Here is a 25,924-nt window from a genome sequence, read left to right on the forward strand (position 1 = left end):
CCGCACCCGCTCAGCCGCGCGGACGGCCGAACGCCGACGGACCGGTCCGGGTGTCGAGGTCGTCGGTGGCGCGTCGCTCGGACTCGACGATCCCCCGCAGGGCGACGAGCGCGGCCGAGGTGACCGCGACGTGGGAGGGGTTCTCACGCGACGCGTCGAGCGCTGCCTCGAGTCGTGCGATGGCCTCTTCGGCCTGGTCCTCCGGGGAGTCGCCGCGGATCGTGCTGGCGATCTTCCGCAGCGCCTCGGCGATGGGGGTGGCGAACGCGGGGTCCGGACGCCCGACGCCCTCGGACACCGGGCCGGAGCGGGCCACGAGCTCGGTGAGGTCGGTCGTGTACCAGGCGACCCGTTCCAGGGCCCGGAAGCGTCCGCCGTCCTTCTGGAGCCGCGCTCGCGACCCACGCAGTGCACCACGGGGGTTGAGCCGGCGGCTCTCGTGCGCGATCGCCACCCGCGACCGCACGTCCGCGATCGCGCGGTCCAGGCGGTCCTGCTGGTGGTCCCACGCCTTCTCGTCGCGCTTGCCCTCCTCGAGCACGGCTGCCAGCCCGTCGAGGTGGTCCGCCAGCACGCCGTTCACCGCGTCGATGCGGTGTTCGGCGTCCCAGAAGTGCAGCGGCGGGAACACCAGGAAGTTGACCAACAGTCCGATAACGACCCCCACGGCCATCTGCACGAGGTAGCCGAGCGAGTAGCCCTCGGCGTTCGCGCCACCGACGAGCAGCACGAAGAGCGCCGCGGTGGACACCCACGAGCTGCCCTCCCCCAGCACGCGGAACCCGCCGACCAGCACCCCGACACCGACCGCGAGCGCGATCGCGAGGAAGCCGGGGTCGCCGACCCACATCGTGAACGCGGCGATGAGGATGCCGAGGGCGATCCCGACCAGGGTCTGCACACCGCTCCGGATGCCGGCGAACACCGTGGTCTGCATCGCGACGACGGCACCGAGTGGTGCGTAGTACGGGTACTCGGCCGCGACGCCCGGGATGTGCCGCGCCACGAACCAGGCGATCACGGCAGCGGCAGCGGCCTTGCCGGCGTGCAGCAGGCGCGGCTGCGTGCCCGAGGTCCGGCTCCACCGCCAGACCCTCGTCCCCAGACCCGCAACGTGCTGGAACGCCATGTCTTCCTTCCCTCGCACCCGGCCGGGGACGTTACGCCGAGCCGTCCGTGCCCGTGACCAGCCTCGGACGCGAGGAAGCCCCCGCGACCTGGGTCGCGGGGGCTTCCTCGTGGTGGTGCAGCGCCCCGGAGGGCACCGGACTACTTGGTGTCGGCGTCGTCCGACTTCTCGGCGGCGTCGGCCTCGACCTCGGCAGCAGCCTCGGACTCGGACTCGGCCTCGACCGGTGCGGACTCCTCGGTGGTCTCGGTCTCCTCGACCGGGGCCTCCTCGGTGGTCTCGTCGGCGGCGGGCTCGTCGACCGGGGCGGCAGCAGCGGCCGGAGCCGAGTTGCGCTTGACCGGAGCGGGCGTGCTCGAGACGGGCTCGAGGACGAGCTCGATCGACGCCAGCGGGGCGTTGTCGCCCTTGCGGAAGCCGAGCTTCGTGATGCGGGTGTAACCGCCCTGGCGGTCCTCGACCTGGGGGGCGATCTCGGTGAACAGCGTGTGCACGACGGACTTGTCGCGCAGGATGCTGATCACACGACGACGCGCGTGCAGGTCGCCGCGCTTCGCGAACGTGATGAGACGCTCGGCGACCGGACGGAGGCGCTTGGCCTTCGTCTCGGTGGTCGTGATGCGACCGTGCGTGAAGAGGGCGTTGGCGAGGTTGCTCAGGAGCAGGCGCTCGTGGGCGGGACCGCCACCGAGGCGGGGGCCCTTGGTGGGCTTCGGCATGTCAGTTCTCCAGTGGTGAAAGTTGTGCGCGCGGTGTCAGCGCGCTTGCGCGTGAGCGCGAGGTCAGTTGTTGGACTCGTCCTCGTCGTACCCGCTGTAGAAGTGGGCGCCGTCGAATCCGGGGACGGTGTCCTTGAGGGACAGGCCGAGCTCGGTGAGCTTGTCCTTGACCTCGTCCACCGACTTCTGACCGAAGTTGCGGATGTTCATGAGCTGCGTCTCCGACAGGGCGACGAGCTCGGACACCGTGTTGATGCCCTCCCGCTTCAGGCAGTTGTAGCTGCGGACCGACAGGTCGAGGTCCTCGATCGGGGTCTGCAGTTCGTTCGAGAGCACGGCGTCGACCGGCGCGGGGCCGATCTCGATGCCCTCGGCCGCCGTGTTGAGCTCGCGAGCGAGCCCGAACAGCTCGACCAGCGTGCGACCGGCCGACGCGATGGCGTCGCGCGGCGTGATGGCCGGCTTCGCCTCGACGTCGACGACCAGGCGGTCGAAGTCCGTGCGCTCACCGGCACGCGTCGCCTCGACGCGGTAGGTGACCTTGAGGACCGGCGAGTAGATCGAGTCGATCGGGATCTGACCGGCTTCGCTGAACTCGGAACGGTTCTGCGTCGCCGAGACGTAGCCACGGCCACGCTCGATCGTGAGCTCGAGCTCGAAGCGCGCGGTGTCGTTCAGGGTCGCGATGACGAGTTCCGGGTTGTGGATCTCGACGCCGGCCGGAGCGGAGATGTCCGCTGCGGTGACCTGACCGGCACCCTGCTTCCGCAGGTACGCCGTGATGGGCTCGTCGTGCTCGCTGGAGACGACCAGGCTCTTGATGTTGAGGATGATCTCGGTGACGTCTTCCTTGACACCGGGAACGGTGCTGAACTCGTGGAGGACGCCGTCGATGCGGATGCTGGTGACAGCCGCGCCGGGGATCGAGGAGAGGAGCGTGCGGCGCAGCGAGTTGCCGAGGGTGTAACCGAAGCCCGGCTCGAGCGGCTCGATGACGAAGCGCGAGCGGTGCTCGGAGATCGGCTCCTCGGTCAGGGTGGGGCGCTGTGCAATGAGCACTGTGGGATTCCTTTCGGCGAAGTGTCCGCTATATGACACTTGGCGGTACGACGGGGCCGCATGGGCCCCGACGGGTCTGTTGAGTTGTGATCACGCGCACACACGTGCGCGATCGAACGACCAGGAATGGCCGCGGGCCCTGCCCGCCCTCGCCGGAACGGATCCGGTCAGGGGACGAGCAGGGCGCGGCCGGTTGCTCCTCGCGTCAGACGCGACGGCGCTTGGGCGGGCGGCACCCGTTGTGCGCCTGCGGCGTGACGTCGTTGATCGAGCCGACCTCGAGGCCAGCGGCCTGGAGGGAGCGGATCGCGGTCTCGCGACCCGAACCCGGGCCCTTCACGAAGACGTCGACCTTCTTGACGCCGTGCTCCTGCGCCTGACGCGCAGCGGACTCGGCGGCGAGCTGCGCCGCGAACGGCGTCGACTTGCGCGAACCCTTGAAGCCCACGGCACCCGAGGACGCCCAGCTGAGGACGGCACCCGACGGGTCGGTGATGCTGACGATCGTGTTGTTGAACGTGCTCTTGATGTGGGCCTGGCCCACAGCGACGTTCTTCTTCTCCTTGCGGCGCGGCTTGCGCGCGGCAGTCTTGGGGGTAGCCATCGGGGTCTCCTATCGAGCCTTCTTCTTGCCTGCCACGGTGCGCTTCGGTCCCTTGCGGGTACGAGCGTTGGTCTTGGTGCGCTGACCGCGCACCGGGAGACCACGACGGTGGCGGAGACCCTCGTAGCTGCCGATCTCGACCTTGCGGCGGATGTCGGCGGCGACCTCACGGCGGAGGTCACCCTCGACCTTGAAGTTGCCCTCGATGAAGTCACGGAGGGCGACGAGCTGGTCGTCGGTCAGGTCCTTGACGCGGATGTCACCGGAGATACCGGTCTCCGTCAGTGCCTGGACGGCGCGGGTACGGCCGACGCCGTAGATGTACGTGAGTGCGATCTCCACGCGCTTCTCGCGCGGGATGTCGACGCCTGCTAGACGTGCCATGTGATGGCTGCTCCTGTTGTCGATGGAGGTGTGGCGCAGTACCGGTGCTCGGGCCTCCGCCCCGAGGTGTCCCCCGGCCGTCGTGCGACCGGGTTCTGGTACTGCGTTGTCGATCTTCAGTTGTGGGTCGTGCTCGAGCAGCCTGGTGTCCGAGGGACACCGTCGGCGCCGGTCACGCGCCCGGGACTAGCCCTGGCGCTGCTTGTGACGCGGGTTGCTCTTGCAGATCACCATGACGCGGCCCTTGCGGCGAATCACACGGCAGTGTTCGCAGATGGGCTTGACGCTGGGGTTGACCTTCATGGTTCTTTCCTCGTGCTCGCTGGCTTCGTGCTCGGCAGGATTGCCGTGCCGTTCCTTTCCAGCTCGCGGATCACTTGTAGCGGTAGACGATCCGGCCGCGGGTCAGGTCGTACGGGCTCAGCTCCACGATCACGCGGTCCTCGGGGAGGATGCGGATGTAGTGCTGGCGCATCTTCCCGGAGATGTGCGCGAGGACCTTGTGTCCGTTCGTCAGCTCAACGCGGAACATCGCGTTGGGCAGAGCTTCGAGCACCGAGCCTTCGATCTCGATGACGCCGTCTTTCTTGGCCATAGCCTCACTGTCGCTTGGTTGTGGAACAGGTGTGATCCCCGAACCGGTCTGCGGGTCGGTCGCCACACCCGAGAGGGCATGACACACCAAAGATCGATCTTATGTGGTAAACCCGCAATTGCCAAGTGGGGACGCGGAACACCCCACGTCTGGGGCTTCCGGAGCCGTGCCTGAGCGTTCCACAGTGGTTTGACGGCGCGCTCCGGGCGCGCACTTGCGCGCGAACCGTAGTTTTGCTCCGCAGCCCCGTCCGTCGCACCAGCAGCTCGCGCCGGACCACCGAACGGAGAACACGTGCCCGACGCCACCCGACGCCCCTTCGCCAGCCACGGCAAGCAGGCCCGTCGCCGGGGTTGGGGCACGCTCGTCACCGTCGTCGCAGCCACCGTCGCCGTCCTGCTCGTCAGCGGCACCAGCGTCGCCGCGATCGCCGGGGCGCAGCTCGCCACCGCCCCGCAGACCGTCGCACTGAGCACCGACGACCAGAGCACCGCCAAGACCGCGGACATCTCCGCGATCAAGGGCGGGGCGAACATCCTGCTCATCGGCAGCGACACCCGGGTCGGCCAGTTCGACTCCGACGAGGACGTCGAGGGCGCCCGCAACGACGTCACGATGCTCATCCACATCTCGGCGGACCACCAGCAGCTCACCGCGGTCAGCTTCCCCCGTGACCTGATGGTCCCGATCCCGGCCTGCACCAACCCCGCGACCGGCACGACCTACCCCGCGTCCACCTCGGCGATGTTCAACACCGCGCTCGGCAACGGCGGTGTCTCCTGCGTCGTGGACACGGTCGAGAACCTCACCGGCCTGAGCATCCCCTACGCCGGGCTCATCACCTTCGACGGCGTCATCGAGATGTCCAACGCCCTCGGCGGCGTGGACGTCTGCGTCGCCGAGCCGATCGACGACACGTTCACCGGTCTGCACCTCACGACGGGTTCACACTCCCTCGAGGGCTCGGACGCCCTCGCCTTCCTGCGCACCCGCCACGGGGTCGGCGACGGCAGCGACCTCGCCCGCATCAGCTCGCAGCAGGTGTTCCTGTCGGCGCTCCTCCGCAAGGTCACCTCGGACGGCACGCTCTCGAACCCGATCACGCTCTACAAGCTGGCCGGTGCCGCCCTGTCCAACATGACGCTGTCCGACGGCCTGGCCCAGACCGGCACCCTGGTCAAGCTCGCCGCGGCACTGCGTGGGATGAGCACCGCCAACATGCTCTTCGTGCAGTACCCGGTGGCCGACGACCCCGACGACAGCGCCCGCGTGATCGTCGACCAGGAGACGGCCCACACCCTGAACGTGGCACTGCAGAACGACGTCCGGTCCTCGCTGAGCGACTCGAGCACCGGTCGCGCGTCCGAGGAGTCGCCGTCGAGCGGCGGGACGTCGAGCGGCGGGACATCGACCGGCACCGGGTCGTCCGGCACAACGGGTTCGACCGGGACCTCGTCGTCCGCCGGCACGCCGTCAGCCACGCCGAGCGCGACCGCCACTCGGACGCCGACCACGTCGGCGACGCCGCTGCCCTCGTCGATCACCGGGCAGAGCGCCTCCGAGGAGACCTGCTCCGTCGGCAACTGACCCGACGCCACGGCGTCCGTCCGGCACTGGTCGGGTGGGTCCACGCGACCAGGGCGACACGTCGGACGTCAGCCGGGCCTCCCGGCCGTTGCGTCGCGCAGGTGCGCGCGTCGCGCAGGTGCGCCGGTCGTGGACACCGGATCCGGACCGGAGGCCCGTCCTACGGGATCGGGACGGGCGTCACACCCAGCGGGGCCAGGCCCCGAGCGCCGCCGTCGGCGGCCGTGAGCACCCAGACACCGGCCGCGTGCACCGCGACGCTGTGCTCCCAGTGCGCGGCGTCCGAGCCGTCGAGCGTGCGGACGGTCCAGTCGTCGTCGTCGGTCGAGCTGTCGATCGCGCCGGCCGTGACCATCGGTTCGATGGCGATCACCAGCCCCGGCTTGACGGCAGGGCCGGCGCCACGGACGCGGTAGTTGAAGACCGGCGGGTCCTCGTGCATCGACCGACCGATGCCGTGACCGGTGTAGTCCTCGACGATGCCCCACGCGCCGGTCTCGTCGATCGCGTCTTCCACGGCGGAGCCGACCTCGTGCAGGTTCTTCGCGTGGGCGAGCGCGGCGATGCCGTGCCACAGCGACCGCTCGGTCGTGTCGCAGAGCGTCTGCCGCGCTGCGGTGACCGTGGCGTCGCCACCGGGCACGACGGTCGTGAACGCGCTGTCGCCGTTCCAGCCGTCGACCTCGGCGCCGGCGTCCACCGACACGATGTCCCCGGGCGCGAGCACGCGCTCTCCGGGGATCCCGTGCACGATCTCGTCGTTCACGGACACGCACAGCGTGTGGCGGTAGCCGGGCACGAGCTGGAAGTTCGGGATCCCACCGCCGTCACGGATGGTGCGCTCGGCGATCGCGTCGAGTTCACCGGTGGTGATGCCCGGGCGTATCGCTGCACGGACGGCGTCGAGCGCCTCGGCGGTCAGCAGACCCGGCCGGACCATCGCCCGGAGCTCGTCCGGGGTCTTGTAGATCGAGGGCTTCTTGAACCGCACCACGCTCGTCAGACGGTCGCGGAGAGCCCGCGGCCCGCCAGTGCCGTCTGGATGCGGTCGCCGACCTCGTCGATCGCGCCGAGGCCGTCGACGTCGACCACCAGGCCACGTTCGCCGTACGCCGCCACGATGGGCGCCGTCTGCTCGGCGTACACCTGCTGACGACGACGGATCGTCTCCTCGTTGTCGTCGCTGCGGCCCTGGTCCTCGGCACGCTTGAGCAGGCGGCCGACGAGCTCGTCCTGGTCGGCGACGAGCTGCACGACGGCGTCGATCCCGGTGCCCTGCTCGGCGAGCAGCGCGTCGAGGTACTCGACCTGGCCGACCGTGCGCGGGTACCCGTCCAGCAGGAACCCGTGCTCGGCATCGGACTCCTGCAGGCGGGACTTCACGAGCTCGTTCGTCAGGGAGTCCGGCACGTAGTCGCCGGCGTCCATGATCGCCTTCGCCTGCACGCCGAGGGGCGTGCCCTCTGCCACGTTCTTGCGGAAGATGTCCCCGGTCGAGATCGCGGGGATCCCGAGGGAGTCAGCGATTCGGCCGGCCTGGGTGCCCTTCCCGGCTCCGGGAGGTCCGACGATGATGAGACGTGCGCTCAACGGAGAAGCCCTTCGTAGTGACGCTGCTGCAGCTGCGAGTCGATCTGCTTCACGGTTTCGAGACCGACACCCACGATGATGAGGATGCTCGCGCCACCGAACGGGAAGTTCTGGTTCGCGCCGAACAGCGCCAGTGCTGCCAGCGGGATGAGCGCGATGAGACCGAGGTAGAGCGAGCCGGGCAGCGTCACCCGGGTGAGGACGTAGTCGAGGTACTCGGCGGTCGGACGACCGGCACGGATGCCGGGGATGAACCCGCCGTACTTCTTCATGTTGTCGGCGACCTCTTCGGGGTTGAAGGTGATCGCCACGTAGAAGTACGTGAACCCGACGATGAGCAGGAAGTACAGGACCATGTAGAACCAGTTGTCACCCGAGGTCAGGTTGTTCTGGATCCAGGTCACCCACGCGGCCGGCTCGGAGCCGTCCGAGGGCTGGTTGAACTGCGCGATCAGAGCCGGCAGGTACAGCAGCGACGAGGCGAAGATGACGGGCACGACGCCGGCCATGTTCACCTTGATCGGGATGTAGGTGTTGTTGCCGCCGTACGTCCGCCGCCCGACCATGCGCTTGGCGTACTGCACGGGGATCCGCCGCTGTGACTGCTCGACGAACACGACGGCCATCATGATCACGAGTCCGACCAGGATCACGAACAGGAAGAGCTCGAACGACTGCGACTGCTCGATCGCCCAGAGCGCCGACGGGAACTGCGCCGCGATCGACGTGAAGATCAGGAGCGACATGCCGTTGCCGATGCCGCGCTCGGTGACGAGCTCGCCCATCCACATGATGAGGCCGGTGCCGGCGGTCAGCGTGACGACCATCAGCATGATGGCGTACCAGCTGTCGTTCGAGATGATCGAGGTGCAGGACGCGGAGGCGTTGGTGCCGAACAGGGCGCCGGAGCGAGCGACCGTGATCAGCGTCGTGGACTGCAGGACACCGAGCGCGATCGTGAGGTAGCGCGTGTACTGCGTCAGCTTCGCCTGGCCCGACTGGCCCTCCTTGTAGAGGGTGTCGAAGTGCGGGATGACCACACGCAGGAGCTGCACGATGATCGACGACGTGATGTACGGCATGATGCCGAGCGCGAAGACCGAGAGCTTCAGCAGCGCGCCGCCGGAGAAGAGGTTGATGAGGTCGTAGAGACCGCCGGAGGACGACGCGCTGGCGAGACAGCTCTGCACGGCGGCGTAGTCGACGAACGGTGCCGGGATGTACGACCCGAGACGGAACAGCGCGATGATCGCGAGGGTGAAGCCGATCTTCTTGCGAAGATCAGGGGTGCGCATGATGCGCGCGACCGCTCTGAACACGATGACTCCGAACTTGTGGGACCGGGGCCGTCGATCGCGGCCGGACCGGTTTCGGTCGGCAGGGCCGACCTGGCCGGCGGATGCCGGCCACTGTCAAGGAAACCGTAACGGCGGCCCGTGCGCAAACGCACGGGCCGCCGACGGGGGTTACTGGGAGACGGTGCCGCCAGCAGCCACGATCTTCTCGGCGGCGGACGCCGAGACCTTGTCGACCGTGACCGTGATCTTCACGGTGATGTCACCCTGACCGAGAACCTTGACCTTCTCGTTCTTGCGGACGGCGCCCTTGGCGACCAGGCCCGCAACGGTGACGTCGCCACCGTCGGGGTAGAGCTCCGAGATCTTGTCCAGGTTCACGACCTGGTACTCGACCCGGAACGGGTTCTTGAACCCGCGGAGCTTCGGGGTGCGCATGTGCAGCGGCATCTGCCCACCCTCGAAGCCGACCCGGACCTGGTAACGGGCCTTCGTGCCCTTGGTACCACGCCCAGCGGTCTTGCCCTTCGAGCCCTCACCGCGACCCACACGGGTGCGGTCCTTCTTGGCGCCCTCTGCGGGACGGAGGTGGTGCAGCTTCAGCACCTGCACGCGCTCGTTCTTCTCGTCGCTCATGCGTCGACCTCCTCGACCTTCACGAGGTGCGCCACCGTCGCGATGTACCCGCGGTTCTGGGAGTTGTCCTCACGCTCGACCGAACGGCCGATGCGCTTGAGGCCCAGGCTGCGCAGGGTGTCGCGCTGGTACTGCTTCTCGCTGATAACGGACTTGATCTGCGTGATCTTCAGCATCGCCATCACGCACCTGCCTTCTCGGTCGCGGCACGCAGGGCTGCGGCCTCGGCCTGGAGCAGACGGGCCGGGACGACCCGCTCGACGTCGAGGCCACGACGGCTGGCGACGGCGCGGGGCTCCTCGAGCTGCTTCAGAGCCTCGACGGTCGCGTGCACGATGTTGATGGTGTTCGACGAGCCGAGCGACTTGCTCAGGACGTCGTGGATGCCGGCGCACTCGAGCACGGCGCGGACCGGACCACCGGCGATGACACCGGTACCGGGGCCGGCCGGACGCAGGAGGACGACGCCAGCGGCGGCTTCACCCTGCACCGGGTGCGGGATCGTGTTGCCGACGCGGGGGACGCGGAAGAAGTTCTTCTTCGCCTCTTCGACACCCTTGGAGATCGCCGTGGGGACCTCCTTGGCCTTGCCGTAGCCGACGCCCACGAGGCCGTTGCCGTCACCGACGACGACGAGCGCCGTGAAGCTGAAGCGACGACCACCCTTGACGACCTTCGAGACGCGGTTGATGGTCACCACGCGCTCGAGGAACTGGCTGTCGCCACCGCGGTTGTTGCGGTCGCGGCCCTGCTGACGGTCACGACCGCCACCACGACGGCCACGGTTGTCCGCGGAGTCGCGGTTGTTGGACGCGGAGCCCGCGGCGGTCTCGACCGGACGCTCGGCGACGGCAGGTGCCTCCGCCTCCTTGCCGGTCTTGGCGCCCTCGGTGGTCGCCTCGGCGGTTGCCTCGGTGGCCGTGGCCTCCGTGCTCGCCTCGGTGGTCTCCGTGGTCTCGACTGCCTCGGTCTCCGCGGCCTCGACGGCCTCGGTCTTGGCGTCTTCGTTGGTGTTCGCGTTGTCGCTCACAGGTTCAGCCCTCCTTCACGGGCACCATCGGCGATCGCGGCGACGCGACCGGCGTACTTGCTGCCACCGCGGTCGAAGACCACGGCCTCGACGCCAGCCGACTTCGCGCGCTCGGCGAGGAGCTCACCGACGCGACGGGCCTTGGCGGTCTTGTCGCCGTCGAACGAGCGGAGGTCTGCCTCCATCGTCGAGGCGCTGGCGAGGGTGTGACCCTTCGAGTCGTCGATGACCTGCACGAACACGTGACGCGACGAGCGGGTGACGGCGAGACGGGGACGAGCCTCGGTGCCGGTGATCTTCTTGCGGAGACGGTTGTGACGACGCGCCTTGGCGGCCGCCTTGCTCTTGCCTCGTGTCTTGAGGAGTCCCATGATCACTTACCTGACTTTCCGGCCTTGCGGCGCACGTTCTCGCCGGCGTAACGGACACCCTTGCCCTTGTAGGGCTCGGGCTTCCGGAGCTTCCGGATGTTCGCGGCGACCTCGCCGACAGCCTGCTTGTCGATACCGGCGACGGTGACCTTGTTGTTGCCCTCCACCGCGAAGCTGATGCCCGCCGGCGGCTCGACCGTGATCGAGTGGGAGTACCCGAGCGCGAACTCGAGGTTCGAGCCCTTGGCCGCGACACGGTAACCGGTGCCGACGACCTCGAGGCCCTTGGTGTAGCCCTGGGTCACGCCGATGATGTTGTTGGCGATGAGGGTCCGGGTCAGTCCGTGGAGCGAACGCGACTCGCGCTCGTCGTCCGGACGGGTGACGAGGACCTGGTTCTCCTCGACCTTGGCCTGGATGGGCTCCGCGATGACGAGCGCGAGCTCGCCCTTCGGGCCCTTGACCGCCACGTTCTGACCGTCAACGGAGACGGTGACGCCGGCGGGGATGTCGATGGGGAGACGTCCGATTCGTGACATTGTCGATCACCACACGTAGGCGAGGACTTCCCCACCCACGCCCTTCTGCTCGGCTTCGCGGTCGGTCAGGAGGCCGGAGGAGGTCGAGAGGATCGCCACGCCGAGGCCACCGAGGACCTGGGGGATCTCCGTCGACTTCGCGTAGACCCGGAGGCCCGGCTTCGAGACGCGCTTGATGCCGGCGATCGAACGCTCGCGCTCGGGGCCGTACTTCAGGTCGATGGTGAGGGTCTGCCCGACTCGGGCGTCCTCCACCTTCCACTCGCTGATGTAGCCCTCACGCTTGAGGATGTCGGCGATGTTCTTCTTGAGCTTGGAGCTCGGGAGCGCGACTGCGTCGTGGTGCGCGGAGTTCGCGTTCCGCAATCTGGTCAGCATGTCTGCGACCGGATCGGTCATCGTCATGATGTTCGTCCATTTCTCGCCTGGTTTCGACACCCGTTCCACGAATGCCGACCTGAGCGATCGAGTGATCCCGGGGCGGTTCCCCGAGATCGGTGTGTTCGTGCGTGCGGGCCGGAGGACGTGAATCCTCCGGCCCGCACCGCCCGAAGTAGTTTAGACCGTCTGCTCGTTGGAGCGGAACGGGAAGCCGAGCTGACGGAGCAGCGCGCGTCCCTCGTCGTCCGTCTTCGCGGTGGTCACGACAGTGATGTCGAAGCCGCGGACACGGTCGATGCGGTCCTGGTCGATCTCGTGGAACACGGACTGCTCCGTGAGACCGAACGTGTAGTTGCCGTTGCCGTCGAACTGCTTGTCGCTGAGACCGCGGAAGTCGCGGATGCGGGGCAGTGCGAGCGTCACCAGGCGGTCGAGGAACTCCCACGCGCGGTCACCGCGGAGGGTGACGTGCGCGCCGATGGCCTGGCCCTCGCGCAGCTTGAACTGTGCGATGGACTTGCGGGCGATGTTGACCTGGGGCTTCTGACCCGTGATCGCCGTGAGGTCCTTGATGGCCCCCTCGATGATCTTGGAGTCACGAGCGGCCTCGCCGACACCGGTGTTCACGACGACCTTGACCAGGCCGGGGACCTGGTTGACGTTCGCGTAACCGAACTGCTCGGTGAGGGCCGACTTGATCTCGGCCAGGTACTTCTGCTTGAGGCGCGGCTGGATCTTGCCAGCGGGCGCAGCAGTCGTGTCAGTCATCAGAGCTTCTCACCAGACTTCTTCGCGTAGCGGACACGGACGGTCTTCTTGACGCCGTCCTTCTCCACCTCTTCGGTGCGGAAGCCGACACGCGTCGGCTTCTTCGTCTTCGGGTCGACGAGTGCGACGTTCGAGACGTGGATCGAGGCTTCGTGCTGCTCGATGCCACCGGTCTTCGAACCACGCTGCGTCTGACCGACGCGGACGTGCTTCGTGACGAAGTTCACGCCCTCGACGACGACGCGGTTCTTGTCCTTGAGGACCTCGATGACCTTGCCCTGCTTGCCACGGTCGCCGCCACGCTCCTGCGTCGCGCCCGTGATGACCTGGACGAGGTCACCCTTCTTGATGTTCGCCATGGCTTACAGCACCTCCGGCGCGAGCGAGATGATCTTCATGAACTTCTTGTCACGGAGCTCGCGACCGACCGGACCGAAGATGCGCGTACCGCGCGGGTCGCCGTCGGCCTTGAGGATCACTGCCGCGTTCTCGTCGAACTTGATGTAGGAGCCGTCCTGACGACGGGTCTCCTTCTTGGTGCGAACGATGACCGCCTTGACGACGTCACCCTTCTTCACGTTGCCGCCGGGGATGGCGTCCTTCACCGTGGCGACGATGACGTCACCGAGGCCGGCGTAGCGACGACCCGAGCCACCGAGCACGCGGATGGTCAAGATCTCCTTGGCACCCGTGTTGTCGGCGACCTTCAGGCGGGATTCCTGCTGAATCACTGCTGTCTCCTATTCCGAAGCAGGCCGAGGCCTACTTGGCCTTCTCGAGGATCTCGACCAGGCGCCAGCGCTTGGACGCGCTGAGGGGACGGGTCTCGCTGATCACGACGAGGTCGCCGACACCAGCGGTGCCGAGCTCGTCGTGGGCCTTCACCTTGGACGTGCGACGGATGATCTTGCCGTAGAGCGCGTGCTTCACGCGGTCCTCGACCTCGACCACGATGGTCTTGTCCATCTTGTCGCTCGTCACGTAGCCGCGACGCGTCTTGCGGTAGCCGCGAGTGAGGGCGGCGGAGTTCTTCTCTTCGTTCGCCATTACTTCTCCTCGGCGGTCTCGGCCTCGGTCGACTCGGCCGGCTTGTCAGCCTTCTTCGTCGTCTTCTTGGCCTTGGGGGCGGTCTCGACGGGCGCGGGAGTGGCACGGATGCCGAGCTCGCGCTCGCGGAGGACGGTGTAGATGCGGGCGATGTCGCGCTTGACGGCACGGAGACGACCGTGGCTCTCCAGCTGGCCGGTGGCCGACTGGAAGCGGAGGTTGAAGAGTTCCTCCTTGGCCTTCTTCAGCTCGTCAGCGAGACGCTCGTTCTCGAACGTGTCGAGCTCCGTCGGACGGAGCTCCTTGGAACCGATCGCCATTATGCGTCGCCCTCCTCGCGCTTGATGATGCGTGCCTTGAGGGGCAGCTTGTGGATTGCACGAGTCAACGCCTCACGGGCGATCTCCTCGCTGACGCCGGAGAGCTCGAAGAGCACCCGGCCCGGCTTCACGTTCGCGACCCACCACTCGGGCGAACCCTTACCGGAACCCATGCGGGTCTCGGCGGGCTTCTTGGTCAGCGGACGGTCCGGGTAGATGTTGATCCAGACCTTGCCACCACGCTTGATGTGACGCGTCATGGCGATACGAGCGGACTCGATCTGACGGTTGGTCACGTACGCCGGGGTGAGGGCCTGGATGCCGTAGTCGCCGAAGCTGACCTTGGTACCACCGGTTGCCTGACCCGAACGCTTCGGGTGGTGCTGCTTGCGGTGCTTGACTCGACGGGGAATAAGCATGGTTACGCCTCAACTCCTGCGCCGGCCGGCGCGTCCTGCGGGGCCTGCTGCGGGCGACGGTCACCGCGGTCGCCGCCACGACGGTCGCCGCCACGGTCGCCACGCTCACCGCGCGGGCCGCCACGACGCTCGGGGCGCGACGAACGCTGGTTCGCCTGCTCGCGAGCGAGCTCCTTGTTCGTGATGTCGCCCTTGTAGATCCAGACCTTCACGCCGATGCGGCCGAACGTGGTCCGGGCCTCGTAGAAGCCGTAGTCGATGTTCGCGCGGAGGGTGTGCAGCGGCACACGGCCTTCGCGGTAGAACTCCGAACGGGACATCTCGGCGCCGCCGAGACGGCCCGACACCTGGATGCGGACACCCTTGGCGCCGGCGCGCTGTGCACCCTGCAGGCCCTTGCGCATGGCGCGACGGAACGCGACACGAGCGGAGAGCTGCTCGGCGATGCCCTGCGCGACGAGCTGGGCCTCGGTCTCGGGGTTCTTGACCTCGAGGATGTTCAGCTGGATCTGCTTCTTGGTGAGCTTCTCGAGCTCACCGCGAACGCGCTCCGCCTCGGCGCCGCGGCGGCCGATGACGATGCCCGGACGAGCCGTGTGGATGTCCACGCGGACACGGTCACGGGTGCGCTCGAGCTCGATGCGTGCGACACCGGCGCGGTCGAGGGTCTTCTTCAGGTACTCGCGCACCTTGATGTCCTCGGCCACGTAGTCGGCGTAGCGCTGACCGGCCTTCTTGCTGTCGGTGAACCAGTGCGAGACGTGGTCCGTCGTGATCCCGAGACGGAAGCCGTACGGGTTGACCTTCTGGCCCATTACTTGCTCGCCTTCTTGCTCGTCGCGGCAACCTCGGCCTCGTCGGGCGTCGCGAGGACGACCGTGATGTGGCTGGTGCGCTTGTTGATGCGGAAGGCGCGGCCCTGGGCGCGCGGCTGGAACCGCTTCAGGGTCGTGCCCTCGTCGACGAAGACGCGGCTCACGTAGAGGTCGCGCTCGTCGAGGAAGCTGTTCGTCGAGTCCGCCTTGACCCGTGCGTTCGCGATCGCCGAGGCGACCAGCTTGTACACGGGCTCCGAAGCGCCCTGGGGGGCGAACTTCAGGATGGCGAGGGCCTCGTGGGCCTGCTTGCCGCGGATCAGCTCGATGACGCGACGGGCCTTCTGAGGCGTGACGCGGATGTGTCGCACGCGTGCGATCGACTCCACCATTTCGTTCCTCCTCTGCGTCGCCGCCTCAGCGGCGACGGCCCTTCTTGTCGTCCTTCACGTGACCACGGAAGGTGCGGGTCGGCGCGAACTCGCCGAGCTTGTGACCGACCATCGACTCGGTGACGAACACCGGGATGTGCTTGCGGCCGTCGTGGACGGCGATGGTGTGCCCGAGCATGTTCGGGACGATCATCGACCGACGCGACCACGTGCGGATCACGTTCTTGGTGTTGGCCTCGTTCTGCGTGACGACCTTGCGGAGCAGGTGCTCGTCGACGAAGGGGCCCTTCTTCAGACTGCGTGGCATCTTCTGAACTCCTACTTGCGCTTCTTGCCGGCGTTACGGCGACGGACGATGAGCTTGTCGCTCGGCTTGTTCGGCTTGCGCGTACGGCCCTCGGACTGACCCCAGGGGCTGACCGGGTGACGACCACCGGAGGTCTTGCCCTCACCACCACCGTGCGGGTGGTCGACCGGGTTCATGGCGACACCACGGACGGTCGGGCGGACGCCCTTCCAGCGCATGCGGCCGGCCTTGCCCCAGTTGATGTTCGACTGCTCGGCGTTGCCGACCTCGCCGATGGTGGCGCGGCAGCGTGCGTCGACGTTGCGGACCTCACCCGACGGCAGACGGAGCTGCGCGTAGGGGCCGTCCTTGGCGACGAGGCGGACCGAGGCGCCGGCGGAGCGAGCCATCTTGGCGCCGCCACCGGGGCGGAGCTCGATGGCGTGCACGACGGTACCCACGGGGATGTTGCGCAGCGGCAGGTTGTTGCCGGGCTTGATGTCGGCGCCGGGGCCCTGCTCGATGACGTCGCCCTGCTTGAGCTTGTTCGGCGCGATGATGTACCGCTTCGTGCCGTCCACGTAGTGCAGGAGCGCGATGCGCGCAGTGCGGTTGGGGTCGTACTCGATGTGAGCGACCTTGGCGTCGACGCCGTCCTTGTCGGAGCGACGGAAGTCGATCACGCGGTACTGGCGCTTGTGGCCACCACCGATGTGACGCGTGGTGATACGGCCGGAGCTGTTGCGACCACCGGTCTTCGGCAGCGGACGAAGCAGGGACTTCTCCGGAGTCGAACGGGTGATCTCAGCGAAGTCTGCGACCGACGAGCCGCGACGACCGGGGGTCGTCGGCTTGTAGTTACGAATAGCCATGATTTATCCCTCTGGTCCTCAGCCGACAGCCGTGAAGATGTCGATCGAACCGGACTTGAGCGTCACGATGGCGCGCTTGGTGTCCTTGCGCTTGCCGAGACCGAACTTGGTGCGACGGGTCTTGCCCGGGCGGTTCAGCGTGTTGATGCTCGCGACCTTGACGTCGAAGATCTTCTCGATGGCGAGCTTGATCTCGGTCTTGTTCGAGCGGGGGTCCACGATGAACGTGTACTTGCCCTGGTCGATGAGCGCGTAGCTCTTCTCCGAGACGACCGGCGAGATGATGACGTCGCGCGGGTCCTTGTTGAAGCCGCTCATGCGGTGATCTCCTTCGCGGTCTTCGACGCGATGAAGGCGTCGAGGGCGCTCTTGCTGAAGACGACGGCGTCCGAACGCAGCACGTCGTAGGCGTTGAGCTGGCCGTACGAGAGCGCGTGGACGTTCGACAGGTTGCGGATCGACTTGAGCGTCAGCTCGTCGTCCGTCTCGAGCACGACGAGCACGTTCTTGACGGGCGCGACCTTCTCGAGGAGCGTGCGGGCGGTCTTGGTCGACGGCAGTTCAGCCGCGACGAAGCCCTCCACAGCGGAGATGCGGCCACCGCGGGCGCGGTCCGAGAGCGAGCCGAGCAGAGCAGCGGCGATCATCTTCTTCGGGGTGCGCTGCGAGTAGTCGCGCGGGGTCGGTCCGTGGACGACGCCACCGCCGGTGTGCTCCGGAGCACGGACGGAACCCTGACGGGCGCGGCCGGTGCCCTTCTGCTTGAACGGCTTGCGACCGGCACCGCGGACTTCGCCGCGGTTCTTGGTCTTGTGGGTGCCCTGACGCGCGGCTGCGAGCTGCGCGGTGACGACCTGGTGGATCAGCGGGACGTTGGTCTCGACGTCGAAGAGAGCTGCGGGGAGCTCGACGGTGCCGGACTTGGCACCCGATGCGTCGAGGACGTCGATCGTGGTTGCGGTCGTGGTGGCCATGATCACTTACCCTTCACGGCGGTGCGGACGAAGACGGAGCGGCCACGAGCACCGGGGACGGCGCCCTTGACGAGCAGCAGACCCTTCTCGGCGTCGACGGCGTGCACCGTGAGGTTGAGGACGGTCACGCGGTCGCCACCCATACGACCAGCCATGCGCATGCCCTTGAAGACGCGCGACGGGGTCGAGGAAGCACCGATCGAGCCGGGCTTGCGGTGGTTGCGGTGCGCACCGTGCGAGGCACCGACGCCGTGGAAGCCGTGACGCTTCATGACACCGGCGAAGCCCTTGCCCTTGGAGGTACCGACGACGTCGACCTTCTGGCCCGCCGTGAACGTGCCGTCCACGGTGAGCTCCTGGCCGAGCGTGTACTCAGCGGAGTCGTTGGTACGGATCTCGGTGAGGGTGCGACGCGGGGTCACGCCAGCGGCCTCGAAGTGGCCAGCGGCCGGCTTGTTGACCTTGCGCGGGTCGATGGCACCGGCGGCGATCTGGATCGCCTCGTAGCCGTCGCGCTCAGCGTTGCGGATCTGGGTGACCACGTTCGGGCCGACCTCGATCACGGTGACGGGGATGAACTTGTTGTTCTCGTCCCACACCTGCGTCATGCCGAGCTTCTTGCCGAGGAGGCCCTTGACGGTCTTGGTTGAGTTCGCCATTGGTCAGCCCCCTTACAGCTTGATCTCGATGTTGACGTCTGCCGGCAGGTCGAGTCGCATGAGCGAGTCCACGGCCTTCGGCGTCGGGTCGACGATGTCGATGACCCGCTTGTGCGTGCGCTTCTCGAAGTGCTCGCGCGAGTCCTTGTACTTGTGAGGGGAACGGATCACTGCGATCACGTTCTTCTCGGTGGGGAGCGGCACCGGGCCGACCACGGTTGCACCGGCACGGGTCACCGTGTCGACGATCTTCCGGGCCGACGTGTCGATGACCTCGTGGTCATACGACTTGAGCCGGATGCGGATCTTCTGTCCCGCCATGTGTCTCTTGTCCTCTCTGCGCCGCGCACCCTCTGGCCGCCTGACGCCGCTCGGTTCCGCATTCCTGCGGACCGTGCTGTTTTCCTGAACCAACCGGCCGCATCCACTGGGGATGACCGCTGTTCACCTGTCAACCTCGCGGGCGACCGTGGCCGTCCAGCGTGGGCAATCGACTGCCTCGCGCTCCGGGCGCAGCAGTGGTACACCGCGTCCGTCACATCTCGGGGAGTCGTGTTCTGCTGCCTGCGGCCCAACCCAGCCCTGCTGAACAAGGGGGTTGTGCACTGCCAGAGCAGTGATCCTGTGGGCGTACACCCACGGGGAATTCGGAACCGGACAAGTCTCGCATAGCCCCGCCCCACGTGCAACCCGGGCGTGTCGCGAATTGCCGGGCGTGTCCCGCCGGCTCGCTTCCCCGGATCCACGCGGATCGAACGGCCTGGAGGCCCGGCTCGGCCCCGCAACGCGACGCACCCTCCGGACGGGGTCCGGAGGGTGCGTCGAGACGGGTCAGGAGACCGTCACTCGGCGGTCACCGGGGGCACGAACCACGGCGGGAAGACGGCCACTCGCGGAGCGTGTCCACCGTGGTCGGCGAGCACGGCGCGGACGGTCTGCCGGGCCTTGTCGTTCGGCACGCCGATGACCGCGACCGACGTGAACGGCACACTCGGACCGGCGAGCAGCTCGAGGCCGTGCATCTCCGGGTCCGTGAAGTCGGTGCGGCGGATCAGGTTCGTGCCGGCGTCCGGGCCGACGGCGAACCGGACGTCGTCGGCGTCGGCGTCCTGGTCGGCGACGATCACCGAGGCACCGAACGCCGAGACCGGCACGACGAGCACGACGTAGTCGATCGCCCGGGTACGGCGGGCGGCGTCCGACCAGCGCTCGCCCTCGGCGCCCGTGCGGAGCTCGTCCCAGCGGGTGGCGTCCGGCGACAGCGTGAACGGCACGTGGCCGGCGATCGAGGAGCCGTCGGGCGCCTCGGCCTCGGCGCGGGCGGCGCGGGTCTCGGCGGAACTGACGTCCACGACCGGCTCGGCCTGGTCGGACGCCAGGATCGCGCCGGCACCGACGATGCCGTCGAGGTTGTCGATGTGGGTGACGTGGTGGGCGCGGAGCGCTGCGAACTCACGTGCCTCGGGCAGGTCGGCGGACGACGAGCGGAGCGACGTCGGCGACCGGAGCGACGTCCCGGGGCCGGAGGCCGGCGGGTCGACGCGCAGGTTGGTGGTGATGCGGGTCCGGCGGGGGGCCGGGGTGGCTGGGATCTCCGACGCCTCGCGCTGCCGGGGTGCGCAGATGTCGCAGAGCTCGGTGGGGAATCCGTGGATGCACTCGTCGGTCACGACTGTTGTGGGTCCTTCCGTGCCGTGTGGGGGTGGTCCGGCACGTCGACCAACGCTACGTCATCCGGACGGCCCCCGGGTCATTGTCGGTAGAGCAGTGCCCGGACCTCGGCCTCGGCGGACGCCAGGCGGTTCGGGTCGATGGTCTCCCCGTGGTCGTACGCGTCGAGCAACCGGGGGTCGATGTAGCTCTGTCGGCACACCGTCGGGGTGTTGCCGAGTTCGTCGCTGGCGGCCTTCACCGCGTGCGAGACGGCCTTCTTCCGCTTCGCCTGGGACGACTGCGGTCCGGTCTTCGCCAGGTCGACCGCGGCCGCGACCGTCCCGTGCAGGGTCCGGAAGTCCTTCGCGGTGAACTCGTCGCCCGCACGTTCCTTCACGTAGGCGTTGATGTCCTCGGCGGAGAGCGGCTCCCACTCCGCCCCACGGCGCTCGCGGAACGAGAGCAACCGCGCGTTGGGCCCGCGACGCTTCATGCCGGCGATCACCCGCGCGAGGTCGTGGTCGTGGATCGACGACGACCACTCCTGCCCGCTCTTGCCGGGGAAGTCGAGCTCGATGTCGTCGCCCGACACGTGCGCGTGCGCGCAGAGCAGCGTGGACAGGCCCCGACTGCCGTGCTCGGTGGCGTACCGCTCGGACCCGACCCGGAGCGACCCCTGGTCGAGCATCCGGAACGCTGCGGCCAACGCACGGCGGCGGTCCGGCTCGGGGCGGCGGAGGTCCTGCGTGACACCGCGGCGGGCGACCGGCAACGACTCGGCCAGTGCCAGCGCACGGTCGTACTTGATCCGGTCCATCCGTTCGCGCCACGACGGGTGGTACATGTACTGGCGACGTCCCGCGCCGTCCGTACCCGTCGCCAGGATGTGGCCGTTCTCGTACGGGGAGATCCAGACGTCGTCCCACGCCGGCGGGATCACGAACTCCTCGAGCCGACGGCGCTCGTCCGGGTCCGTCACGGTGTTGCCGTCGGGGTCGCGGAACGAGAAACCGCGTCCAGAACGGACGCGGTGGTAGCCGCGACCAGAGGTCGCGGATCTGCGGAGACGTGTCACGACGTCGAGCCAACTCCGTGACGCCTGTGACGGGTCACGGGGCGGACAGGAGGCCCGTGGCGGGCCCCGCCCCGGTCCTCCTGTCCGGCGCCCTGTACGCGCGCCAGGGGCCGGACACGACGAAGCGGGGCCGGGCCCGAAGGCCCGACCCCGCTGTCGCAAGGAACCGGAGTTACTTGATGATCTTCTCGACCGTACCGGCACCGACCGTACGACCACCCTCACGGATGGCGAAACGGAGGCCCTCTTCCATGGCGATCGGCTGGATCAGCTCGACCGTCATGGCGACGGTGTCACCGGGCATGACCATCTCGGTGCCCTCGGGCAGCGTGATGACGCCGGTGACGTCCGTGGTGCGGAAGTAGAACTGCGGGCGGTAGTTCGCGTAGAACGGGTTGTGACGCCCACCCTCGTCCTTGGTCAGGATGTACGCGTTCGCCTGGAACTCGGTGTGCGGCGTGACCGAACCCGGCTTCACGACGACCTGGCCGCGCTCCACGTCCTCGCGCTTGAGGCCACGGATGAGCAGACCGGTGTTGTCACCGGCGACCGCCTGGTCGAGCAGCTTGCGGAACATCTCGATGCCCGTGACGGTGGTCTTCTGCGTCGCGCGGATGCCGACGATCTCGACCTCGGCGTTCAGGTTGAGCGTGCCACGCTCGACGCGACCGGTGACGACCGTGCCACGACCGGTGATCGTGAAGACGTCCTCGATCGGCATCAGGAACGGCTGGTCGGTGGCGCGCACCGGGTCCGGCACGTGCTCGTCGACCTGGGCCATGAGGTCCTGGACCGACTTGACCCACTTCTCGTCGCCCTCGAGCGCCTTGAGCGCCGAGACCTGCACGACGGGGGCGTCCTCGTCGAACTGCTGCGAGCCGAGGAGCTCGCGGACCTCGAGCTCGACGAGCTCCAGGATCTCCTCGTCGTCCACCATGTCGGACTTGTTCAGTGCGACGACGATGTAGGGGACGCCGACCTGGCGGGCGAGCAGCACGTGCTCACGCGTCTGGGGCATCGGGCCGTCGGTGGCGGCGACCACGAGGATCGCGCCGTCCATCTGTGCCGCACCCGTGATCATGTTCTTCACGTAGTCGGCGTGACCGGGGGCGTCGACGTGCGCGTAGTGACGCTTCTCGGTCTGGTACTCGACGTGCGAGATGTTGATCGTGATGCCGCGCTGGCGCTCCTCGGGAGCGTTGTCGATCTGCGCGAAGTCGCGGGCCTCGTTGAGGTCCGGGTACTGGTCGTGCAGAACCTTGGTGATCGCCGCCGTGAGCGTGGTCTTGCCGTGGTCGACGTGACCGATGGTTCCGATGTTGACGTGCGGCTTGGTGCGCTCGAACTTGGCCTTGGCCACTGTGGGTCCTCCTCAGGACTCGGAAGCGTCACCCCCGGCCGGCCCTGGATGGGCTCGGAACCGTTGGTGCGCGGTGTGTGTCTGTACTTTACTTGGTGGCGAGGGGCCCGTCGCCGGGCGCCCCCGCCTGTGGAGAAGCGCTGAGCGCTACTCCCCCGCGTTCTTCGCGATGATCTCCTCGGCGACCTTGGCCGGGACCTGGCTGTAGGTCTCGAAGGTCATCGAGTAGACCGCACGACCAGAGGTCTTCGACCGCAGGTCGCCGACGTAGCCGAACATCTCGGACAGCGGCACGCTCGCGCGGACCACCTTGACGCCCGAGGCGTCCTCCATCGAGGCGATCTGGCCACGACGGGAGTTCAGGTCACCGATGACGTCGCCCATGTACTCCTCAGGAGTACGGACCTCGACGGCCATGATCGGCTCGAGGATCGCCGGACCGGCCTTGCGAGCCGCTTCCTTGTAGGCGATCGAGCCGGCGATCTTGAACGCCATCTCGGACGAGTCGACGTCGTGCGCCGCGCCGTCCTTGAGGATGGCCTTCACGCCGACCGTCGGGTAGCCCGCCAGGATGCCGACCTGCATGGCGTCCTGGATACCGGCGTCGACCGACGGGATGTACTCGCGCGGGACACGGCCACCGGAGGTCGCGTTGACGAACTCGTAGACCTTCTCGCTCGTGACCTCCATCGGCTCGAGCGCGATCTGCACCTTCGCGAACTGGCCGGAACCACCGGTCTGCTTCTTGTGGGTGTAGTCGTAGCGCTCGACGATCTTGGTGAGCGTCTCGCGGTAGGCCACCTGGGGCTTGCCGACGCTCGCCTCGACGTGGAACTCACGCTTCATGCGGTCGACGAGGATGTCGAGGTGGAGCTCGCCCATGCCCTTGATCGTCGTCTGACCGGTCTCGGCGTTGAGCTCGACGCGGAACGTCGGGTCCTCTTCGGCGAGCTTCTGGATGGCCGTGGAGAGCTTCTCCTGGTCAGCCTTCGTGTTCGGCTCGATGGCGACCTCGATGACCGGCTCCGGGAACGTCATCGACTCGAGGACGACCTGGTTGGTCGGGTCGCACAGGGTGTCACCGGTGGTGGTGTCCTTGAGGCCGATGACCGCGTAGATGTGGCCAGCGGTCACGTTGGCGACCGGGTTCTCCTTGTTGGAGTGCATCTGGAAGATCTTGCCGATGCGCTCCTTCTTGCCCTTGGTCGAGTTGATGACCTGGGCACCGGACTCGATCGAGCCGGAGTAGACGCGCACGTAGGTCAGACGACCGAAGAACGGGTGCACCGCGACCTTGAACGCGAGGGCCGAGAACGGCTCGGACGCGTCGGGCTTGCGGATGATCTCCTTCTCCTCGTCCTTGACGTCGTGGCCGATCATCGGCGGCACGTCGAGCGGGGACGGGAGGTAGTCGATGACGGCGTCGAGCATCGGCTGGACACCACGGTTCTTGAACGCGGAACCGCAGAGGACCGGGTAGAGCGTGCTGCTCACCGTGAGGGCACGGATGGCTGCCTTGATCTCGGCGACCGAGAAGTCGGTGTCGCCCTCGAGGTAGCGCTCCATGAGGACGTCGTCCGCCTCGGCCACGCGCTCGATGAGCTTCTCGCGGTACTCGGCGGCACGGTCCTGCAGGTCAGCCGGGATCTCTTCGATCTCGTACTTCGCGCCCATCGCGACGTCACCCTTGGCGTCGCCGCGCCAGGTGAGTGCACGCATCTGGACGAGGTCGACGACGCCTTCGAACGAGCTCTCGGAACCGATCGGCAGCTGGAGCACGAGGGGCTCCGCACCGAGGCGGTTCACGATGGTGTCGACGGTGTAGTAGAAGTCGGCGCCCAGCTTGTCCATCTTGTTGACGAAGCAGATGCGCGGGACGTCGTACTTGTCGGCCTGACGCCAGACGGTCTCGGACTGGGGCTCGACGCCCTCCTTGCCGTCGAAGACGGCGACCGCACCGTCGAGGACGCGGAGCGAGCGCTCCACCTCGACCGTGAAGTCCACGTGACCGGGGGTGTCGATGATGTTGATCTGGTTGTTGTCCCAGAAGCAGGTCGTCGCGGCCGACGTGATCGTGATGCCGCGCTCCTGCTCCTGCGCCATCCAGTCCATCGTGGCAGCGCCGTCGTGGACCTCACCGATCTTGTGCGTGATGCCCGTGTAGAACAGGATGCGCTCGGTCGTCGTGGTCTTGCCGGCATCGATGTGCGCCATGATGCCGATGTTGCGGACCTTGTTCAGGTCGGTGAGCACGTCCTGTGCCACAGGGTTCCTCCGGAAGAGTTGTAGGAGAGGTTGGCGGCCGTCCGGGCGCCGGGGTTCTTGACCACCGGCGCCCGGACGGTGCCGGGACTACCAGCGGTAGTGGGCGAAGGCCTTGTTCGACTCGGCCATCTTGTGCGTGTCCTCGCGGCGCTTGACCGCGGCACCGAGACCGTTCGACGCGTCGAGGATCTCGTTCATGAGACGCTCGGTCATCGTCTTCTCGCGACGGGCCTTGGCGTACGAGGTGAGCCAACGGAGCGCGAGGGTGTTCGCGCGGTGCGGCTTGACCTCGACCGGGACCTGGTAGGTCGAGCCACCGACGCGGCGGCTGCGGACCTCGAGGGTCGGACGGACGTTGTCGAGCGCCTTCTTCAGCGTCACGACGGCGTCCTGCTGGTTCTTGGCGGAAACGCCCTCGAGTGCACCGTAGACGATGCGCTCGGCGAGGCCCTTCTTGCCGTCGAGCAGGATCTTGTTGACGAGCTGGCTGACGATCGGCGCACCGTAGACCGGGTCGGCGACGACGGGACGCTTGGGGGCGGGACCCTTACGAGGCATCTAACTCAACCCTTCTTCGCGCCGTAGCGGCTACGAGCCTGCTTACGGTTCTTGACTGCCTGGGTGTCCAGGGCGCCACGGATGATCTTGTACCGCACACCCGGGAGGTCCTTCACACGACCGCCACGGACGAGCACCATCGAGTGCTCCTGGAGGTTGTGGCCCTCACCGGGGATGTAGGCCGTGACCTCAGTGCCGTTCGAGAGCTTGACACGAGCGACCTTGCGCAGTGCCGAGTTCGGCTTCTTGGGGGTGGTGGTGTAGACGCGGGTGCACACACCACGCTGCTGGGGGTTCGCCTTCAGGGCGGGCGCCTTGGTCTTGGTGACCTTCGGCGTACGACCCTTGCGAACCAGCTGCTGAATAGTAGGCAACTGTTCTCCTGGTTCTTCGCTCGTGCTCTCTGGCCGGCGCGTTCCGCCGGCTTCCTCGTCCCACGCTGATCACCGCCGGACGGCGGGTGTTCGAGTGGGGGACGGAGTGGTCCGGCTGGGCGATCCCGCTCGCCGGACTTTTCGGGCGCGCCCGAGGGCGCACACCCG

General features: G+C 67.7%; 37 protein-coding genes. 1 reads left to right on the forward strand and 36 read right to left on the reverse strand.

All coding sequences use genetic code 11. The features are described from left to right. Window positions 1-10: 10 nt before the first annotated feature. The 7 genes from ACZZ9K_RS09435 to infA all read right to left on the reverse strand — a co-directional run bounded on the left by ACZZ9K_RS09435 (window position 11) and on the right by infA (window position 4,490). A complete protein-coding gene (locus tag ACZZ9K_RS09435) occupies window positions 11-1,129 on the reverse strand; it encodes an FUSC family protein (RefSeq protein WP_232749186.1) in 1,119 nt (372 codons plus the stop codon). Window positions 1,130-1,269: 140 nt separating this feature from the next. After that, window positions 1,270-1,848 (reverse strand): 50S ribosomal protein L17, encoded by a 579-nt coding sequence (rplQ, locus tag ACZZ9K_RS09440; protein WP_406882558.1) that lies wholly within the window; start codon window positions 1,846-1,848, stop codon window positions 1,270-1,272. Window positions 1,849-1,911: 63 nt separating this feature from the next. Continuing rightward, window positions 1,912-2,907 carry a DNA-directed RNA polymerase subunit alpha gene (locus ACZZ9K_RS09445; RefSeq protein ID WP_017885506.1) on the reverse strand — a complete coding sequence of 332 codons (996 nt, stop codon included), beginning with the start codon at window positions 2,905-2,907 and terminating at the stop codon, window positions 1,912-1,914. Window positions 2,908-3,112: 205 nt separating this feature from the next. Beyond that, entirely contained in the window at window positions 3,113-3,511 is a 399-nt protein-coding gene (rpsK, locus tag ACZZ9K_RS09450; RefSeq protein WP_017885507.1) for a 30S ribosomal protein S11, read from the reverse strand. Window positions 3,512-3,520: 9 nt separating this feature from the next. After that, window positions 3,521-3,895 carry a 30S ribosomal protein S13 gene (rpsM, locus tag ACZZ9K_RS09455; RefSeq protein WP_017885508.1) on the reverse strand — a complete coding sequence of 125 codons (375 nt, stop codon included), beginning with the start codon at window positions 3,893-3,895 and terminating at the stop codon, window positions 3,521-3,523. A 186-nt stretch (window positions 3,896-4,081) separates the two neighbouring features. After that, window positions 4,082-4,198, reverse strand: coding sequence for a 50S ribosomal protein L36 (gene rpmJ, locus ACZZ9K_RS09460; RefSeq protein WP_022903266.1), 117 nt, complete (start codon window positions 4,196-4,198; stop codon window positions 4,082-4,084). Window positions 4,199-4,268: 70 nt separating this feature from the next. Then, complete coding sequence (gene infA / locus ACZZ9K_RS09465) at window positions 4,269-4,490, reverse strand: translation initiation factor IF-1 (RefSeq protein ID WP_017885509.1); 222 nt, start codon at window positions 4,488-4,490, stop codon at window positions 4,269-4,271. Window positions 4,491-4,784: 294 nt separating this feature from the next. On the opposite strand from infA, the gene ACZZ9K_RS09470 reads away from it, so the two are divergent. After that, a complete protein-coding gene (locus ACZZ9K_RS09470; RefSeq protein WP_138802048.1) occupies window positions 4,785-6,077 on the forward strand; it encodes an LCP family protein in 1,293 nt (430 codons plus the stop codon). Window positions 6,078-6,237: 160 nt separating this feature from the next. On the opposite strand, the gene map is transcribed toward ACZZ9K_RS09470, so the two are convergent. From map to rpsL, 29 genes are all read right to left on the reverse strand, one after another. Next, window positions 6,238-7,017 carry a type I methionyl aminopeptidase gene (gene map / locus ACZZ9K_RS09475; protein ID WP_463444748.1) on the reverse strand — a complete coding sequence of 260 codons (780 nt, stop codon included), beginning with the start codon at window positions 7,015-7,017 and terminating at the stop codon, window positions 6,238-6,240. Between the two features lie 59 nt (window positions 7,018-7,076). Further along, complete coding sequence (locus ACZZ9K_RS09480; RefSeq protein ID WP_138802049.1) at window positions 7,077-7,667, reverse strand: adenylate kinase; 591 nt, start codon at window positions 7,665-7,667, stop codon at window positions 7,077-7,079. Then, window positions 7,664-8,986, reverse strand: coding sequence for a preprotein translocase subunit SecY (secY, locus tag ACZZ9K_RS09485; protein WP_027466722.1), 1,323 nt, complete (start codon window positions 8,984-8,986; stop codon window positions 7,664-7,666). Before secY ends, ACZZ9K_RS09480 begins: the two co-directional genes overlap by 4 nt. 147 nt (window positions 8,987-9,133) lie before the next feature. Further along, a complete protein-coding gene (rplO, locus tag ACZZ9K_RS09490) occupies window positions 9,134-9,598 on the reverse strand; it encodes a 50S ribosomal protein L15 (protein ID WP_027466723.1) in 465 nt (154 codons plus the stop codon). After that, window positions 9,595-9,780: a 50S ribosomal protein L30 gene (gene rpmD, locus ACZZ9K_RS09495; RefSeq protein WP_017885515.1), complete on the reverse strand. Its 186-nt coding sequence runs from the start codon at window positions 9,778-9,780 to the stop codon at window positions 9,595-9,597. Before rpmD ends, rplO begins: the two co-directional genes overlap by 4 nt. Further along, complete coding sequence (gene rpsE, locus ACZZ9K_RS09500) at window positions 9,780-10,628, reverse strand: 30S ribosomal protein S5 (RefSeq protein ID WP_138802050.1); 849 nt, start codon at window positions 10,626-10,628, stop codon at window positions 9,780-9,782. The genes rpmD and rpsE overlap by 1 nt, the downstream gene beginning before the upstream one ends. Beyond that, window positions 10,625-10,999, reverse strand: coding sequence for a 50S ribosomal protein L18 (gene rplR / locus ACZZ9K_RS09505; protein ID WP_027466725.1), 375 nt, complete (start codon window positions 10,997-10,999; stop codon window positions 10,625-10,627). Before rplR ends, rpsE begins: the two co-directional genes overlap by 4 nt. A gap of 2 nt (window positions 11,000-11,001) precedes the next feature. After that, window positions 11,002-11,538, reverse strand: a complete 537-nt coding sequence (gene rplF / locus ACZZ9K_RS09510; protein ID WP_017885518.1) for a 50S ribosomal protein L6 — start codon at window positions 11,536-11,538, stop codon at window positions 11,002-11,004. Window positions 11,539-11,544: 6 nt separating this feature from the next. Continuing rightward, entirely contained in the window at window positions 11,545-11,943 is a 399-nt protein-coding gene (gene rpsH, locus ACZZ9K_RS09515; RefSeq protein WP_017885519.1) for a 30S ribosomal protein S8, read from the reverse strand. 153 nt (window positions 11,944-12,096) lie between these two features. Continuing rightward, window positions 12,097-12,687, reverse strand: a complete 591-nt coding sequence (gene rplE, locus ACZZ9K_RS09520; RefSeq protein WP_110859500.1) for a 50S ribosomal protein L5 — start codon at window positions 12,685-12,687, stop codon at window positions 12,097-12,099. Next, entirely contained in the window at window positions 12,687-13,046 is a 360-nt protein-coding gene (rplX, locus tag ACZZ9K_RS09525; RefSeq protein ID WP_017885522.1) for a 50S ribosomal protein L24, read from the reverse strand. Before rplX ends, rplE begins: the two co-directional genes overlap by 1 nt. Window positions 13,047-13,049: 3 nt before the next feature. After that, window positions 13,050-13,418: a 50S ribosomal protein L14 gene (gene rplN / locus ACZZ9K_RS09530; protein ID WP_017885523.1), complete on the reverse strand. Its 369-nt coding sequence runs from the start codon at window positions 13,416-13,418 to the stop codon at window positions 13,050-13,052. A gap of 31 nt (window positions 13,419-13,449) precedes the next feature. Further along, the gene (rpsQ, locus tag ACZZ9K_RS09535) at window positions 13,450-13,734 is read right to left on the reverse strand and encodes a 30S ribosomal protein S17 (RefSeq protein WP_017885524.1); all 285 of its coding nucleotides are present in this window, start codon (window positions 13,732-13,734) and stop codon (window positions 13,450-13,452) included. After that, a complete protein-coding gene (gene rpmC / locus ACZZ9K_RS09540) occupies window positions 13,734-14,054 on the reverse strand; it encodes a 50S ribosomal protein L29 (RefSeq protein ID WP_017885525.1) in 321 nt (106 codons plus the stop codon). The genes rpsQ and rpmC overlap by 1 nt, the downstream gene beginning before the upstream one ends. Beyond that, the gene (gene rplP, locus ACZZ9K_RS09545) at window positions 14,054-14,473 is read right to left on the reverse strand and encodes a 50S ribosomal protein L16 (RefSeq protein WP_017885526.1); all 420 of its coding nucleotides are present in this window, start codon (window positions 14,471-14,473) and stop codon (window positions 14,054-14,056) included. Before rplP ends, rpmC begins: the two co-directional genes overlap by 1 nt. A 2-nt stretch (window positions 14,474-14,475) precedes the next feature. Then, a complete protein-coding gene (gene rpsC, locus ACZZ9K_RS09550) occupies window positions 14,476-15,288 on the reverse strand; it encodes a 30S ribosomal protein S3 (RefSeq protein WP_017885527.1) in 813 nt (270 codons plus the stop codon). Then, entirely contained in the window at window positions 15,288-15,680 is a 393-nt protein-coding gene (rplV, locus tag ACZZ9K_RS09555) for a 50S ribosomal protein L22 (protein ID WP_035809257.1), read from the reverse strand. Before rplV ends, rpsC begins: the two co-directional genes overlap by 1 nt. 25 nt (window positions 15,681-15,705) lie before the next feature. Then, window positions 15,706-15,987: a 30S ribosomal protein S19 gene (gene rpsS / locus ACZZ9K_RS09560; protein ID WP_017885529.1), complete on the reverse strand. Its 282-nt coding sequence runs from the start codon at window positions 15,985-15,987 to the stop codon at window positions 15,706-15,708. An 11-nt stretch (window positions 15,988-15,998) separates the two neighbouring features. Next, window positions 15,999-16,838: a 50S ribosomal protein L2 gene (gene rplB, locus ACZZ9K_RS09565; protein WP_027466728.1), complete on the reverse strand. Its 840-nt coding sequence runs from the start codon at window positions 16,836-16,838 to the stop codon at window positions 15,999-16,001. A gap of 18 nt (window positions 16,839-16,856) precedes the next feature. Continuing rightward, window positions 16,857-17,156, reverse strand: a complete 300-nt coding sequence (gene rplW, locus ACZZ9K_RS09570) for a 50S ribosomal protein L23 (RefSeq protein WP_027466729.1) — start codon at window positions 17,154-17,156, stop codon at window positions 16,857-16,859. Further along, on the reverse strand, window positions 17,153-17,812 hold the full coding sequence (gene rplD / locus ACZZ9K_RS09575) for a 50S ribosomal protein L4 (RefSeq protein ID WP_027466730.1): 660 nt from the start codon (window positions 17,810-17,812) through the stop codon (window positions 17,153-17,155). Before rplD ends, rplW begins: the two co-directional genes overlap by 4 nt. Before the next feature lie 2 nt (window positions 17,813-17,814). Then, a complete protein-coding gene (gene rplC, locus ACZZ9K_RS09580; RefSeq protein WP_027466731.1) occupies window positions 17,815-18,471 on the reverse strand; it encodes a 50S ribosomal protein L3 in 657 nt (218 codons plus the stop codon). Between the two features lie 12 nt (window positions 18,472-18,483). Next, on the reverse strand, window positions 18,484-18,792 hold the full coding sequence (gene rpsJ, locus ACZZ9K_RS09585; protein ID WP_017885534.1) for a 30S ribosomal protein S10: 309 nt from the start codon (window positions 18,790-18,792) through the stop codon (window positions 18,484-18,486). Window positions 18,793-19,313: 521 nt separating this feature from the next. Beyond that, entirely contained in the window at window positions 19,314-20,141 is an 828-nt protein-coding gene (locus tag ACZZ9K_RS09590) for a DarT ssDNA thymidine ADP-ribosyltransferase family protein (protein WP_138802052.1), read from the reverse strand. A gap of 80 nt (window positions 20,142-20,221) precedes the next feature. Next, window positions 20,222-21,199 carry a DNA topoisomerase IB gene (locus tag ACZZ9K_RS09595; protein ID WP_027466733.1) on the reverse strand — a complete coding sequence of 326 codons (978 nt, stop codon included), beginning with the start codon at window positions 21,197-21,199 and terminating at the stop codon, window positions 20,222-20,224. 172 nt (window positions 21,200-21,371) lie between these two features. Next, window positions 21,372-22,559 (reverse strand): elongation factor Tu, encoded by a 1,188-nt coding sequence (gene tuf / locus ACZZ9K_RS09600; protein WP_027466734.1) that lies wholly within the window; start codon window positions 22,557-22,559, stop codon window positions 21,372-21,374. A 147-nt stretch (window positions 22,560-22,706) separates the two neighbouring features. Continuing rightward, complete coding sequence (gene fusA, locus ACZZ9K_RS09605) at window positions 22,707-24,824, reverse strand: elongation factor G (protein WP_027466735.1); 2,118 nt, start codon at window positions 24,822-24,824, stop codon at window positions 22,707-22,709. Window positions 24,825-24,911: 87 nt separating this feature from the next. After that, window positions 24,912-25,382 carry a 30S ribosomal protein S7 gene (rpsG, locus tag ACZZ9K_RS09610; RefSeq protein WP_017885539.1) on the reverse strand — a complete coding sequence of 157 codons (471 nt, stop codon included), beginning with the start codon at window positions 25,380-25,382 and terminating at the stop codon, window positions 24,912-24,914. Between the two features lie 5 nt (window positions 25,383-25,387). Beyond that, complete coding sequence (gene rpsL, locus ACZZ9K_RS09615) at window positions 25,388-25,756, reverse strand: 30S ribosomal protein S12 (protein ID WP_017885540.1); 369 nt, start codon at window positions 25,754-25,756, stop codon at window positions 25,388-25,390. Window positions 25,757-25,924 lie beyond the last annotated feature (168 nt).

The sequence above is a fragment of the Curtobacterium sp. AC268 genome (assembly GCF_979258745.1).